Source organism: Collimonas sp. GW821-FHT02H07 (assembly GCF_059421505.1).
The window spans coordinates 456,190-470,223 of record NZ_JBWKVC010000001.1; the positions used below are offsets into that span (position 1 = coordinate 456,190).

Sequence of the window (14,034 nt, forward strand, 5' to 3'; positions counted from 1 at the left end):
GCTTTCAGGAGATCATCATGGAACTTCACATGCATTCGCATCACTTGGAGCGTCGCCTGCCGGACTGGCCGGCGGCAGCTGTCTCCGGTTTTGCCGCCGGTGCGGTCGTGATGGTGCTGGAACTGCTGTGGTCGTCCATCTTTCAGGACACCAGCCCTTGGGCCACATCGCACATGATTGCCGCCATCGTGATGGGGCCGGATTCCTTGCAATCAACCACCTTCGACATCGGCGTGGTCGCCGTGGCCCTGGGCACCCATTATGTGCTGGGGATTGTACTGGCCCTGATCCTGGCCGCCATCATTGCGCCTTTCCACTTTGATTCCAGCGTCGGCATGGTCTTGCTGACCGGCGCTGTGTTCGGCCTGGTTGTCTATCTGTTCAATTTTTATGGCATGGTCCGCTTCTTCTCGTGGTTTGCTGATATGCGCGGCTGGGCGACGCTGGCCGCCCACCTGGTATTCGGTATGTCGGCGGCGATCATCTACTGGAAGCTGGAACGGCCTTTGGAACAATAGCGGCGCGCGCTTAGCTTTCCGCTTAACCATCATTTGCCGTGAGTGCCGACGGATCAGGAGTTCAACCCTGATCCGTTCGCGTGCCGGTCCGCATTAACACGGTATGCCGGAGCATGGTTGCGGCTGTCGTTGCAAGCATTCAGAGAGTACTTCATTGCATTTGCATCACTTCCGCGGAGCGCTCCGCAGGAAAGAGGGTAGCTATGGCCATGGCAGTCGCACTCATTCTGATCGTCGTCGCTTCGGTGCTGTTTCATTTCTTCAGCCCGTGGTGGGCAACCCCGCTGGCATCGAACTGGCGGCAAATGGACGATACGCTGACCATTACCCTGATCATCACCGGCATCTTCTTCGTCGTCATCAATCTGTTCATCGTGTATACCCTGCTGCGTTTTCGCCACCGCGAAGGCCGCCAGGCCGCCTATCGGCCGGAGAATCTCAAGCTGGAACGCTGGCTGATCGTCGGCACCAGCATTGCCATCATGGGCTTGCTGGCGCCGGGACTGTTCGTGTATGCCGCCTACGTCACCGTGCCGGCGAATGCGCGTGATGTCGAAGTGGTCGGCCAGCAATGGCAATGGCGTTTCCGTTATCCAGGCCCGAGCGGCAAACTGGGACGTTCCAGCGTGGCGTTGATCAGCGCCGCCAATCCTTTCGGGCTGGATCCGGCCGATCCGGCCGGCCAGGACAATATCCTTATCAATAACAATGAGCTGCATTTGCAGGTCGGCCAGCCGGTGCGGATGCTGCTGCGGTCGATGGATGTGCTGCACGATTTCTACGTGCCGCCGTTCCGCGCCCGCATGAACATGGTGCCGGGCATGGTGACGTCGTTCTGGTTCACGCCGGACAAGATCGGCCGCTATGAAGTCTTGTGCGCGCAGCTATGCGGCGTCGGCCATGCCGGCATGCGCGGCTATGTGGTGGTGGAAGACGCCGCCAGCTACCAGAAGTGGCTGAAGGCGCAGCCGACCTTTGCCCAGAGCATGGCGCCGCCGGCCGCGGCAACTGTCGGCGTTGCCGCTGGTGCTGCCGTAGCTGCAGCCGGCGATGTGCTGGCGCTGCAGGGCAAGGCGCTGGCGGAATCCAAGGCCTGCGTGGCTTGCCATACGGTGGACGGCACGCCGCGCGTCGGCCCGACCTGGAAAGGCTTGTACGGCAAAACCGAAACCATGGAAAACGGCGCCACGGCGCTGGTGGACGAGGCTTATCTGAAGGCCTTTATCCGCGATCCGCAGGCGCGCGTGGTGAAAGGCTTCGCGCCGATGATGCCGAAAATCGACATGAGCGACGCCGAGCTGGAGGCCTTGGTGGCCTACATCAAATCGGTAGGCGCGGCGCCGGCGGCCGCACCGAAACAGCAGGCGCAGCAATAAACATCATCCGCTAAGCAAGGAAAGCCATGGCCTACACCGACGACCGTATGCATCAAGACCTGCATCAAGACCCGCATGAAGATCATTTGCCGCAAGGTTTCTTCCGCAAATACGTCTGGAGCCAGGATCACAAGGTGATCGCGATCCAGTATGCCAGCGTCGCCATCCTGGCCGGGCTGGTGGGGGTAGGGCTGTCGAATCTGATGCGCCTGCAGCTGGGATTTCCCGGCAAGTTCGCCTTCATCGATGCGGCGCACTATTACCAGTTCATGACCATGCACGGCATGATCATGGTGATCTATCTCTTGACAGCGCTGTTCCTCGGCGGCTTCGGCAATTACCTGATTCCGCTGATGGTGGGCGCGCGCGACATGGTGTTCCCTTACCTGAACATGCTCAGTTTCTGGGTCTACCTGCTGTCGGTGATCGTGCTGATGGCAAGTTTCTTCGTGCCGGGCGGGCCGACCGGCGCCGGCTGGACGCTGTACCCGCCGCAGGCGATCCTGCCGGGGACGCCGGGCTATGAGTGGGGCATCATCCTGATGCTGGTGTCGCTGCTGATCTTCATCGTCGCCGCCACCATGGGCGGCTTGAACTATGTCACCACGGTGCTGCAGGCGCGCACCGAGGGCATGACCCTGCTGCGCATGCCGCTGACGGTGTGGGGCATTTTCGTCGCCACCATCCTGGCCTTGATGGCGTTTCCGGCGCTGTTCGTGAGCGGCGTCATGATGCTGCTGGACCGCACCCTGGGCACCAGCTTCTTCATGCCGGCGCTGGTGTCGATGGGGCAGATCAGCGGCTACAAGGGCGGCAGTCCCTTGCTGTTCCAGCACCTGTTCTGGTTTTTCGGCCATCCCGAGGTGTATATCGTGGCCTTGCCGGCGTTCGGCATCGTCTCCGACCTGATCAGCGTGCATGCGCGCAAGAGTATCTTCGGCTACCGCACCATGGTGTGGGCGATCATTGCGATTGGCGTGCTCAGCGTGGTGGTGTGGGCGCATCATATGTTCGTCAGCGGCATGAATCCGTATTTCGGCTTTTTCTTCGCCACCACCACCCTGGTCATCGCCGTTCCCACCGCCCTCAAGGTGTATAACTGGGTGCTGACATTATGGAAGGGCGATATCCATCTGTCTGTGCCGATGCTGTTTGCGCTGGCCTTCGTCAGCACCTTCCTGATCGGCGGCCTGACCGGCCTGTTCCTCGGCAATGTCAGCGTCGATATTCCGCTCTCCAACACCTATTTCGTGGTGGCGCATTTTCATATGGTGATGGGGGTGTCGCCGCTGCTGGTGATTTTCGGCGCCATCTATCACTGGTATCCCAAGATCAGCGGCCGCATGCTGCACGACGGCCTCGGGAAGCTGCATTTCTGGGTAACTTTCCTCGGCACGTATGCCATCTTTTTTCCCATGCATTACCTCGGCATCCTCGGCATGCCGCGCCGCTACTATGCTTTCGAAGGCTATAAGTTCATTCCCGATTCGGCCCAGAGCATGAACGCCTTCATTACCGTAGTCGCCCTGATCGTGGCGACGGCGCAGCTGATCTTCATCTTCAATATGGTGTGGAGCGTTTTTTACGGCAAGCGCGCCAGCGCCAATCCTTGGCGCGCGGCATCGCTGGAATGGCAGACGCCGCAAACGCCGCCCCGCCACGGCAACTGGGGACCGCATCTGCCGGTGGTGTACCGCGGCGCCTACACGTATAGCGTGCCCGGCGCGCAGGAAGATTTCATCGCCCAGAACGCGCCGCCGGTTCCCGGCGACGCCGAGTCGCGCCTGGCGGTCGATAGGGAGGTGCTGGCATGAGCTACGCGGCCATCTTGAAATCATCTGGCGGCGGCTACGGCAAGCCGGCCGCGGACAACCCGCTTGAGCGCCGCTACGCCGCCATCAGCGTCGCCCTGTGGCTGTTCATGGCGGTCGCCAGCGCCTTGTTCCTGCTGTTCATCGCGGCCTGCATCATGCGCATGGATGCCGCCGACTGGTCGCCGCTGGCGATGCCTTGGCAGCTCTGGCTGAGCACCTCGATACTGGTGATCGCCAGCGTTATTTTGCAGCTTGCTGTCGCCGCCGCCAACCATCATCACATGGAGCGCGCCCGCAGCCTGCTGTTGCTGGCGGGCGTCTGCAGCATGGCCTTCCTCGCCGCCCAGCTATGGGGATGGCAGGCGTTGCGGGCGATGCACGTGACGGCCACCGGCAATCCGGCCGGCAGTTTCTTTTACTTGCTGACCGCCATGCACGCCCTGCATGTGATGGGCGGCCTGGCTGGCTGGGGCATGGCTGCCGCCGGCTCCTGGCGCCGGCAGCCGCGCCGGCTGGCCTGGCGTATCCGCCTGTGCGCGCGTTACTGGCACTTCCTGCTGGCGGTCTGGCTGTTGCTGTTTGCCGCGCTGGGCTGGCTGACGCCGGACTTTGTGCGCATGGTGTGCGGTACCCGTTGAAGGGGGATATATGAGCGTCGCAACTCCGCCGGCAAGCACGGCAGAAGCATCCGGCCACGGCCGCTGGCGCCAGCTGGTGGCGGACTGGTCGTCGGACCAGCGCGCGTTCCAGGTGTCCTGGGGCAAGGCGATGATGTGGATCTTCCTGCTGTCCGACACCTTCATCTTCAGCTGCTTCCTGACCGGCTACATGACGGTGCGCATTTCCAGCACCATTCCGTGGCCCAATCCGAGCCTGGTGTTCGGCCTGAAGATCGGCGCCGCCGAGGTGCCGCTGCTGCTGATCGCCATCATGACTTTCGTCCTCATCAGCAGCAGCGGCACCATGGCGATGGCGGTCAATTTCGCCTATCGCCGCGAGCGCGTGCGGGCGGCGGTCCTGATGTTTGTCACCGCCGCTTTTGGCGTCTGTTTCGTCAGCATGCAGGTGTTCGAATGGAGCAAGCTGATTTTGCAGGAAGGCGTGCGGCCGTGGGGCAATCCGATGGGCGCGCCGCAGTTCGGCTCGACCTTTTTCATGATCACCGGCTTCCACGGCTTGCACGTGAGCGCCGGCGTGATTTACCTGATTACAGTCGCGGTACGCTTGCTGAAAGGCCGTTATGACGGTCCCGGCGGCAAGGGTGGCACGGGCGGCAATTACCAGATCGTTGAAATCGCCGGCCTGTACTGGCACTTCGTCGACCTGGTCTGGGTTTTCATTTTTGCCTTGTTCTATCTCTGGTAGGTGCGCTCATGACTTCCGCCACAGGACAACAACATCCGATCAGCCTCTATCTCAAGATCTGGGGCCTGCTGTTTGTGCTCAGCACGCTGTCTTATCTGGTCGACTACTTCAATTTCCACAGCTATCTGCGCTGGACCCTGATCATCGTCCTGATGCTGATGAAGGCAGGGTTGATCATCGCTTTTTTCATGCACATGGCGTGGGAACGACTGGCGCTGGTGTTCGCCATCCTGGTGCCGCCGCTTTGCCTGCTGGTGCTGGTGGGCCTGATGGCGACCGAGGCCGACTATACGTTCCTGACCAGGCTGCTGTTCTTCCGCTGAGGGCTACAGTTTGATGTGCCAGCGCCGCCTGTCCATCACGTAGACGATCAGCCACCACAGGACCACGAAGGCCGCGGCAAACGCCAGCGAAGCGAGCTGCGGTCCGGCCAGCGGCGCGATCCATCCGGCGAACAAGTGCTGATAAAGCGGCTCTTGCCAACCGAGGCCGGGCAGCAGGATCTGCATCAGTTCCGATCCCGCATAAGCGGCGATCGCATTGATGCCGAAACGGCGCCCCAGCGCCGGCCAGCCGCGCCGGTCGATCAGCCGGTGCAACAGCAGCATCGCCAGCATGGCCCAGCCGGCGCACCAGAGCACGAACGACGGCGTCCACAGATTCTTGTTGAACGGCAGCACGAGCGACCACAGTGCGCCCAAGGCCAGCGCGGCGATGGCCGCGATGAGCAACGGTTTCAGCTGGTCTGCGCGCAGCCAGCGGCCGGCGCACAAGCCGAGCAGGCAGGTGGCCAGAGACGGCAGCGTGGCAAGCAAGCCTTCCGGATCGTGGCCGCGGCCGCTGAGCGGATCGAATTGATACACCAGTTTGCCGAAGATGGCGCTATCGCTGCGGCTGATCAGGTTGACCCAGGGCTCCAGCGAACCGCCCAGCGCCAGCAAGCCCCAGTAACCGAGCAGGATGGCGACGATCGCGCCCCATTGCGTGCGCGGCCGGGTGTGGATCGCAAACAGTGCGGTAGCGGCAAAGCACAGCCCGATCCGCTGCAGCACCCCTGGCACGCGCAAATGCACGCCAGGCATGATCAGCCAGGCCAGCAGGTTGATCGCCAGGCCCAGCGCCACGATCCGCAAGGCCCGCAGCAAGGCCGCCCGCGTCAGCGCCGCGCGATCGCCGCCTTGCGTCGCGCGCGCTTCGATGCCGAGGGCGGTGGAGAGGCCGACCATGAACAGGAAAAACGGAAACACCAGATCGGTCGGCGTGCAGCCGTGCCAGGCAGAATGCTCCAGCGGAGCGTAGACGTGGCCCCAGTCGCCCGGGTCGTTCACCAGCAGCATCGCTGCGACTGTACAGCCGCGCAAGGCATCGACCGACGCCAGGCGGCGCGTCATGGATGATCGGCCGCATGCGTGACGGGCGGCGGTGTTGAACAATGCATAGGGGCTCCAATAATTTCCGTGCGGCAAAGATAGCAGAATTCAGCGTATCTTCACGCGGCCGCCGCGCGAATAACGGCGCGGCCGCACCTGTGTTATTTTATTGGCATTATTTTTCACGGGTTGATTGATTTGAAGCCGATTTTATTTACCTTTCGCCGCTGCCCGTACGCCATCCGCGCGCGCCTCGCTGTCAAGATCAGCGGCGTCGAGGTCGAGATGCATGAGGTCAGCCTGAGGAACAAGCCGCAAGCCATGCTGGACTGTTCGCCCAAGGGCACGGTGCCGGTGTTGGCGTTGCCTGGCGGCGCCGTGCTTGAGCAAAGCCTCGACATCATGCACTGGGCGCTGGCGCAGAACGACCCGGAGCAATGGCTGAGCACGGACTCCGAACTGGTGCGGCAGACGCAGGAACTGATCGCGCAAAACGATGGCGCTTTCAAGGGTTTCCTGGACCGCTATAAATACGCGGAGCGCTTTCCGGAGCAACCTGCCGCCTATTACCGTATGCAGGGAGAAGCTATCCTGGCGCAGCTGGATGCACGCATTGCCACCCACGGTTTCCTGAGCGGGAACAAGAGGGGGCTGGCCGACATGGCGATTTTCCCGTTCGTACGGCAATTCGTGGCGGTCGACCCGGAGTGGTTTTATGCCAGCCCGCACCAGAGCCTGGCCGGCTGGCTGGACGGCTTGCTTGCATCGCCGCTATTCCAGTCCGTGATGCAAAAGTGATTTTGCGGGCGGACTGGGCGATACAAACGAGGACGGGATCGCTGCCGGCAAGAGCAGGTGCGTCAAGCAGCCGTGCAGGAACGGCCGGCAGATTTTGTGGAAGAATGGGAGGGATAACGGAGTTCGGTGGCGTCAGGCGTGAATATTGGCGTGAATATTGTTTAATTGCTTTGTTTTCTGCTGCAGGCAGTCTGGCATAATTGGCCGCCGCACTCTTGAAATTTGGGTCGGCGACCTTATTTTAAAGACACTTCTTTCCCCATTTTGGAGTTTTCCACATGAAACGTATTTTCTTGTTCCTTGCCACCAATATCGCAGTGATGCTTGTCATGAGCGTCGTGCTGTCGCTGTTGGGCGTGGACCGTTTCCTGACTCGCGCCGGCCTCAACCTGCCGATGCTGATGGTGTTTTCGCTGGTGGTCGGCTTCACCGGATCGATTTTCTCGCTGCTGATCAGCAAGCAGATGGCGAAATGGTCGACCGGCGCCCGTGTGATTGCCTCGCCGTCCAATTCGACCGAGATGTGGCTGGTGGATACGGTCGGCAAGCTGGCGCAGCGTGCCGGCATCGGCATGCCTGAAGTGGCCGTGTATCAGGGCGACGCCAATGCCTTCGCTACCGGCGCGTTCAAGAATTCGGCGCTGGTCGCGGTATCGACCGGTCTGCTGGAAAGCATGACCAAGGAAGAAGTCGAAGCGGTACTGGGCCATGAAATCGCCCACATCGCCAATGGCGACATGGTGACCATGACCCTGATCCAGGGCGTGGTGAACACTTTTGTGGTGTTCCTGTCGCGCGTCATCGGTTATGCTGTCGACCGCGCCTTGTCGCGTGGCAATAACGATGGTCCCGGCATCGGCTATATGGCGACGGTGCTGGTATCGCAGATTGTGCTGGGCATAGGCGCGTCGCTGATCGTGGCCTGGTTCTCGCGCCATCGCGAATTCCGCGCCGACGCCGGCTCCGCCAAGCTGCTGGGCAGCGCCTTGCCGATGCAGAATGCGCTGGCGCGCCTGGGCGGGATTGAGCCCGCGACCCTGCCGGAATCGATGGCAGCGCTGGGCATCAACGACAAGCCGGGCTTCATGGCGCTGTTTTCCAGCCATCCGCCGATCGAACAACGCATCGCAGCCTTGCGTAATCCGCAAGTCACTGCCCTGTAATTTTTCTTGATTCGACGGCGCTGACCTTCGGGTTAGCGCCGTTTTTCATTTTTAGAGCCGAACAGCCATGAGCCAGTTTTTCCAGATCCATCCGGACAATCCGCAACTGCGCCTGATCAAGCAGGCAGTGCAAATCATCCAGGCCGGCGGCATCGTCGCCTTGCCTACCGATTGCTGCTATGCGCTGGTCTGCCAGCTGGACAACAAGGACGCGGTGGACCGGGTCAGGCGCATCCGCGGCGTCGACGACAAGCACCACCTGACTATGCTGTGCCGCGACCTGAGCGAAATCTCGCTGTACGCCAAGGTCGACAACCGCCAGTTCCGGCTGCTGAAAAGCGCGACGCCAGGCGCTTATACCTTCATTCTCGAAGCCACCAAGGAAGTGCCGCGCCGCCTCAGCCATCCGGCGCGCAAGACTATCGGCCTGCGCGTGCCGCAGCACAGTATCGTCAGCGCGGTGCTGGAAGAGCTGGGCCAGCCGCTGATCGGCACCACCTTGATTTTGCCGGGAGCGGAGCAGGCGTTGACCGATCCGGAAGAAGTGCGCGACCAGCTGGAGAAGCAGATCGAACTGGTGATCGACGGCGGCGCCTGCAGCCTGGAGCCGACCACCGTGATCGACCTCAGCGGCGACGAGCCGGAGCTGATACGCCAGGGTCGCGGCGACGCCGGCTTGTTTGGATTCTGACCCCGGCGGCGAGGGCGCCGCTTGCGGCGTCCATATTGTCTTTTTGTAATTCCCTATGGCCCAAGCCATCCCGGGCGCCGATCTTTTACGGTTCCCCGCACCGGATGCCAACGCTGCTCTGATAGAATCCCGCCCATGAATGATCTTATCCAAACCGTCGCAGTGTATGCGCTGCCCGTGTTGTTCGCCATTACGCTGCACGAAGCCGCGCATGCCTACGCCGCCAAGTATTTCGGCGACCCCACCGCCTACATGCTGGGCCGCATGAGCCTCAATCCGATCAAGCACATCGATCCGTTCGGAACCATCCTGATTCCAATAGCGCTGTATTTGTCGACCGGCGGCGCCTTCTTGTTTGGTTACGCCAAGCCGGTGCCGATCAATTTCGGTCAGCTGCGCAAGCCTAGGCGCGATTCGGCCTGGGTGGCGTTGGCCGGGCCCGCGGCGAATCTCTTCATGGCGCTGATGTGGCTTGTGCTGTACCAGGTGCTGGGGCAATTTTTCGGAGCGCAAGAATTTTTTATGCTGATGGCCAGAGCCGGTATTCTGGTCAATCTGGCGTTGTTTGCTTTTAATCTGTTTCCGGTTCCGCCACTGGATGGCGGGCGCATCCTGACAAGTTTGCTGCCGACCAGGTATGCCTATCAGTTTGCGAAAATCGAACCCTACGGTTTCTTTGTTGTGCTGGCATTCCTTTTCATTAAAATTGGCGATGTGCCGTTGCTGTATTTTTGGGTCGGGCCTGTTCGTTCATTTGCGCTAGACGTGCTGCAGTTCATTACCTTGCCGCTTTCCTTTTTATTACGATAACCAAATCAACCATGTATCCTGATCGTGTTGTCTCTGGCATGCGCCCGACCGGCGCCTTGCATCTTGGCCATTATCACGGCGCGCTGAAAAACTGGGTGAGGCTGCAATCCGAATTGCCTTGCCTGTTTTTCGTCGCCGACTGGCATGCGCTGACCACGCATTACGACGATCCTAGCGTGATCGAAACCAGCGTCTGGGATATGCTGATCGACTGGCTCGCGGCTGGGGTCGATCCCTCGCAGGCGACCTTGTTCATCCAGTCCAAGGTGCCGGAACACGCCGAATTGCATCTGCTGCTGTCGATGGCCACGCCGCTGGGCTGGCTGGAGCGGGTGCCGACCTACAAGGACCAGCAGGAAAAACTGGCCGACCGCGATTTGGCCACCTACGGTTTCCTCGGCTATCCGCTGCTGCAGGCGGCCGACGTCCTGATCTATCGCGCCAGCCAGGTGCCGGTGGGCGACGACCAGGTGCCGCATATAGAAATGATGCGCGAAATCGCGCGCCGCTTCAATCATCTGTACGGCAAGGAAAAGGGCTTTGAGGAAAAGGCCCAGGAAGCGGTCAAGAAGCTCGGCAGCAAGCGCGCCAAGCTGTACAACGAGCTGCGCACCCAGTTCCAGCAGCAAGGCAGCGAGAGCGCGCTGGAGCAGGCCAAGGCCATGCTGGACGATGCCCAGAACCTGTCCATGATAGACCGCGAGCGTCTGTTCGGTTTCCTCGAAGGCAGCCGCAAGCTGATCCTGTCGGAGCCGCAGGCGCTGCTGACCGAGTCGTCGCGCCTGCCAGGGCTGGATGGCCAGAAGATGTCCAAGAGCTATGGCAACGCCATCGCCTTGCGCGAGGACAAGGATGTGGTCAGCAAGAAAGTGCGCACCATGCCGACCGACCCGGCGCGCGTGCGCCGCACCGATCCGGGCGATCCCGACAAATGCCCGGTATGGCAGTTCCACGTCGTATATTCCGACGACGCCACCCGCGAGTGGGCTGCGAAGGGCTGCCGCAGCGCCGGCATCGGCTGTCTTGAATGCAAGCAGCCGGTGATCGACGCCATCATCCGCGAGCAGGAGCCGATGCGCGAGCGGGCCCAGCAATACCTCGACGATCCTTCGCTGGTGCGGGCGATCGTGGCGGATGGCTGCGACCATGCGCGCAAGCTGGCGCAGGACACGATGCGCGACGTGCGCGAAGCCATGGGCTTGGGCTATAGCTGATTCTCCTATGAGCGCTGCAACCAGTCCTGCATCGAATCCTGTCTCGCCGTGGATCAGCCGCTTCGGCCGCCTGATCCCGGCCGGCGCGGTATTGGATCTGGCCTGCGGCAGCGGCCGCCACGCCTTGTGGCTGGCCAGCCTGAGCCAGAACCTCAGCGTGCTGGCGGTCGATCGCGATCCGGCTGCGCTGGCTGAAATAGATGCGGTTGGCGTCGCCACCCGCCAGGTCGAGCTGGAAAACGGCGATGCCGAGGCGCTGGCGCAGCTGTTCCGGCCCCATCGGTTTAGCGGCGTCGTGGTCACCAATTACCTGCATCGCCCCTTGTTTCCGTTGATCCTGGACAGCATCGCGGCCCAAGGTGTTTTGCTCTACGAAACATTTGCAGCTGGCAATGAACACTTTGGCAAGCCTTCCAATCCCGATTTCCTGCTGCAGCCGGGCGAATTGCTGGCCTTGCTGGCGGCAGATCACGCCAGCCGCTGGCATGTGCTGGCCTTCGAGGACGGCTACGTGGAGCAGCCGAAGGCGGCCATGGTGCAGCGGCTGTGCGCCATCAAGCAGCCTGGCGGCGTAGCGTCGACGCGGCGCATCGCCTGAAAACATGGTTGGCGCCGCTGATGGAGTTGCTTCAAGGTAATTGTATTTGTACCTTGTTTTACAAGCGGAAATGCCCCACAGCCACTGCGATCCGCTACAATCAGTCTTTTATTTTTTCGCATTCACGATCATGATCAAGGGCAGCATTGTTGCAATCGTTACTCCCATGCATACCGACGGCAGTCTCGACTTGCCGGGTTTGCGCAAACTGATTGACTGGCACATTGCCGAAGGCACCGATGCGATCGTCATCGTCGGCACTTCAGGCGAGTCGCCGACCGTCACGGTTGAAGAGCATTGCGCCCTGATCAAGCTGGCGGTCGATCACGCCGCCAAGCGCATCCCTATCATCGCCGGCAGCGGCGGCAATTCCACCGCGGAAGCGATCCAGCTGACCCGCTTCGCCAAGGAAGCCGGCGCCGACGCATCGCTGCAGGTCGTGCCTTACTACAACCGGCCGACGCAAGAGGGCATGTACCAGCATTTCAAGAAGATCGCGGAGTCGGTCGATCTGCCTGTCATCCTGTACAACGTCCCTGGCCGCACCGTTGCCGACATGAGCAACGAAACCATCTTGCGCCTGGCGCAGGTGCCGGGGATTATCGGCGTCAAGGACGCTACCGGCAATATCGGCCGCGGTTCCGACCTGATTCGCCTGGCGCCGCCTGAATTTGCTGTCTATTCCGGCGACGACGCCACTGCGATGGCGCTCATGTTCTGCGGCGGCAAGGGCAATATTTCCGTGACCGCCAACGTCGCGCCGCGCGACATGCACCTGCTGTGCCTGGCCGCAATGAACGGAAACGTGGCGGAAGCTGTCAAATTGAACAACAAGCTTTTGCCTCTGCATAACAAGCTGTTTGTGGAGCCGAATCCCTTGCCCGTGAAATGGGCGCTCACCGAGATGGGCATGATGGCGGACGGCATCCGTCTGCCGCTGGTGCCGCTGGCAGCCGAGTACCATGAAACCGTCCGCGCGGCGTTGCGTGAAGCGGGTGTATTACAATAAGCGGCGCTGACAGGCGTTTTCTCTAGTGTAGAGTTTCATGATGTGCGAAACACTACACTAAAATTTCCTTCGTCTTTTTGATCCTGTATCCACATGACTATTCGCAAGAACATTCCATCGACTCAATTCAGTCTCCCACAACGTGGCATTGTTATCGCTTTGGCGCTGGCCGGTCTGGCAGGATGCTCTTCGATCAATTCGGTGCTTGAGCCGGATCGTATCGATTACAAAAGCGCAGGCAAGGTAACGGCGCCGAAGCTGGACATCCCGCCCGACCTGACCCAGCTGCAGCGTGAAAATCGTTATGCCATTCCTGAGGCGAATGCAGGTACAGCCACTGCCTCCGGCTACAATCTGGAGCAGGGTGCGCGCCCGGCGGCAGCGGCAGCGGCGGTCGCGCCGAATGCTGCGCCTGACATGCACATCGAACGCGATGGTTCGCAGCGCTGGCTGGTAGTCAGCTCAACGCCTGAAAACCTGTGGCCGAAGGTGAAGGATTTCTGGCAGGATTCAGGCTTCCTGATCAATATCGAAAATCCGGAAACCGGCGTGATGGAAACCGACTGGGCTGAAAATCGCGCCAAGATCCCGCAAGATTTCGTCCGCAACACCTTGGGCAAGGTATTCGATTCGCTGTATTCGACAGGTGAGCGCGACAAGTTCCGCACCCGTCTGGAGCGCGGTCCGAACGGCACTACCGAAATCTACATCAGCCACCGCGGCGCCGAAGAAGTCTTGTCCGGCGCGCAAAAAGAATCCAGCATCTGGACCGCGCGTCCTGCCGATCCGCAGCTGGAAGCAGAATTCCTGTCGCGCCTGATGGGCCGCCTGGGCGCCGATGAAGTGAAGGCCAAGGCCGCCGTGGCCAATACGCCGTCGCTGCAGGCGCGTTCCAAGCTGGTCAAGAATGCCGCCGGCGACTTCGTCCAGATAGATGAAGGCTTCGACCGCGCATGGCGCCGCGTCGGCCTGGCACTGGACCGTGTCGGCTTTACCGTGGAAGACCGTGACCGTACGCAAGGCGTGTACTTCGTGCGCTATGTTGACCAGGATGCGGATGCCAAGGACAAGAAATCGGACAAGGGTTTCTTCGCCAAGATATTCAGCAGCTCGGACAGCGACAAGGCAAAGAATGCAGCCAGCTATCGCATTGCCGTCAAGGGGTCGGATGCCGGCAGCCAGGTCACTGTGCTGAACAAGGATGGCAAGCCTGAACTGTCGAAAACTTCCGACAAGATCCTGGCATTGCTGAATGAGCAGCTGAAATAAACTCGTTCGTCTGTCACGGCAGTGAGACTGCAGTGCGTT

15 protein-coding genes are annotated in these 14,034 nt (G+C 60.9%); 14 read left to right on the forward strand and 1 reads right to left on the reverse strand.

From position 1 onward, the window contains the following. Positions 1-17 precede the first annotated feature (17 nt). The 6 genes from AC07V8_RS01905 (at position 18) to AC07V8_RS01930 (ending at position 5,396) form a co-directional block, all read left to right on the forward strand. On the forward strand, positions 18-518 hold the full coding sequence (locus AC07V8_RS01905; RefSeq protein ID WP_494676901.1) for a hypothetical protein: 501 nt from the start codon (positions 18-20) through the stop codon (positions 516-518). Positions 519-721: 203 nt separating this feature from the next. After that, on the forward strand, positions 722-1,894 hold the full coding sequence (locus AC07V8_RS01910; protein ID WP_494676900.1) for a c-type cytochrome: 1,173 nt from the start codon (positions 722-724) through the stop codon (positions 1,892-1,894). A 26-nt stretch (positions 1,895-1,920) separates the two neighbouring features. Further along, positions 1,921-3,708 (forward strand): cytochrome c oxidase subunit I, encoded by a 1,788-nt coding sequence (locus AC07V8_RS01915; RefSeq protein ID WP_494676899.1) that lies wholly within the window; start codon positions 1,921-1,923, stop codon positions 3,706-3,708. Then, positions 3,705-4,346: a cytochrome c oxidase subunit 3 family protein gene (locus tag AC07V8_RS01920; protein ID WP_494676898.1), complete on the forward strand. Its 642-nt coding sequence runs from the start codon at positions 3,705-3,707 to the stop codon at positions 4,344-4,346. Before AC07V8_RS01915 ends, AC07V8_RS01920 begins: the two co-directional genes overlap by 4 nt. A gap of 10 nt (positions 4,347-4,356) precedes the next feature. After that, positions 4,357-5,073 (forward strand): heme-copper oxidase subunit III family protein, encoded by a 717-nt coding sequence (locus tag AC07V8_RS01925; RefSeq protein ID WP_494676897.1) that lies wholly within the window; start codon positions 4,357-4,359, stop codon positions 5,071-5,073. An 8-nt stretch (positions 5,074-5,081) separates the two neighbouring features. Further along, positions 5,082-5,396, forward strand: a complete 315-nt coding sequence (locus AC07V8_RS01930; protein ID WP_211440752.1) for a cytochrome C oxidase subunit IV family protein — start codon at positions 5,082-5,084, stop codon at positions 5,394-5,396. 3 nt (positions 5,397-5,399) lie between these two features. On the opposite strand, the gene AC07V8_RS01935 is transcribed toward AC07V8_RS01930, so the two are convergent. Continuing rightward, positions 5,400-6,464, reverse strand: a complete 1,065-nt coding sequence (locus AC07V8_RS01935; protein WP_494676896.1) for an acyltransferase family protein — start codon at positions 6,462-6,464, stop codon at positions 5,400-5,402. A 177-nt stretch (positions 6,465-6,641) separates the two neighbouring features. On the opposite strand from AC07V8_RS01935, the gene AC07V8_RS01940 reads away from it, so the two are divergent. From AC07V8_RS01940 to bamC, 8 genes are all read left to right on the forward strand, one after another. Then, positions 6,642-7,241: a glutathione S-transferase gene (locus AC07V8_RS01940; RefSeq protein WP_494676895.1), complete on the forward strand. Its 600-nt coding sequence runs from the start codon at positions 6,642-6,644 to the stop codon at positions 7,239-7,241. Between the two features lie 278 nt (positions 7,242-7,519). Continuing rightward, complete coding sequence (gene htpX, locus AC07V8_RS01945) at positions 7,520-8,404, forward strand: protease HtpX (RefSeq protein WP_098497892.1); 885 nt, start codon at positions 7,520-7,522, stop codon at positions 8,402-8,404. A gap of 67 nt (positions 8,405-8,471) precedes the next feature. Then, complete coding sequence (locus AC07V8_RS01950; protein WP_325673702.1) at positions 8,472-9,095, forward strand: L-threonylcarbamoyladenylate synthase; 624 nt, start codon at positions 8,472-8,474, stop codon at positions 9,093-9,095. Between the two features lie 135 nt (positions 9,096-9,230). Then, positions 9,231-9,905: a site-2 protease family protein gene (locus tag AC07V8_RS01955; RefSeq protein ID WP_494676894.1), complete on the forward strand. Its 675-nt coding sequence runs from the start codon at positions 9,231-9,233 to the stop codon at positions 9,903-9,905. A gap of 11 nt (positions 9,906-9,916) precedes the next feature. Beyond that, positions 9,917-11,119, forward strand: coding sequence for a tryptophan--tRNA ligase (locus AC07V8_RS01960; protein WP_494676893.1), 1,203 nt, complete (start codon positions 9,917-9,919; stop codon positions 11,117-11,119). A gap of 7 nt (positions 11,120-11,126) precedes the next feature. Then, positions 11,127-11,717: a class I SAM-dependent methyltransferase gene (locus tag AC07V8_RS01965; protein WP_494676892.1), complete on the forward strand. Its 591-nt coding sequence runs from the start codon at positions 11,127-11,129 to the stop codon at positions 11,715-11,717. A 130-nt stretch (positions 11,718-11,847) separates the two neighbouring features. Continuing rightward, positions 11,848-12,726: a 4-hydroxy-tetrahydrodipicolinate synthase gene (gene dapA, locus AC07V8_RS01970; RefSeq protein WP_494676891.1), complete on the forward strand. Its 879-nt coding sequence runs from the start codon at positions 11,848-11,850 to the stop codon at positions 12,724-12,726. Positions 12,727-12,819: 93 nt separating this feature from the next. Beyond that, positions 12,820-13,995, forward strand: a complete 1,176-nt coding sequence (gene bamC / locus AC07V8_RS01975; RefSeq protein WP_494676890.1) for an NlpB/DapX family lipoprotein — start codon at positions 12,820-12,822, stop codon at positions 13,993-13,995. Positions 13,996-14,034 lie beyond the last annotated feature (39 nt).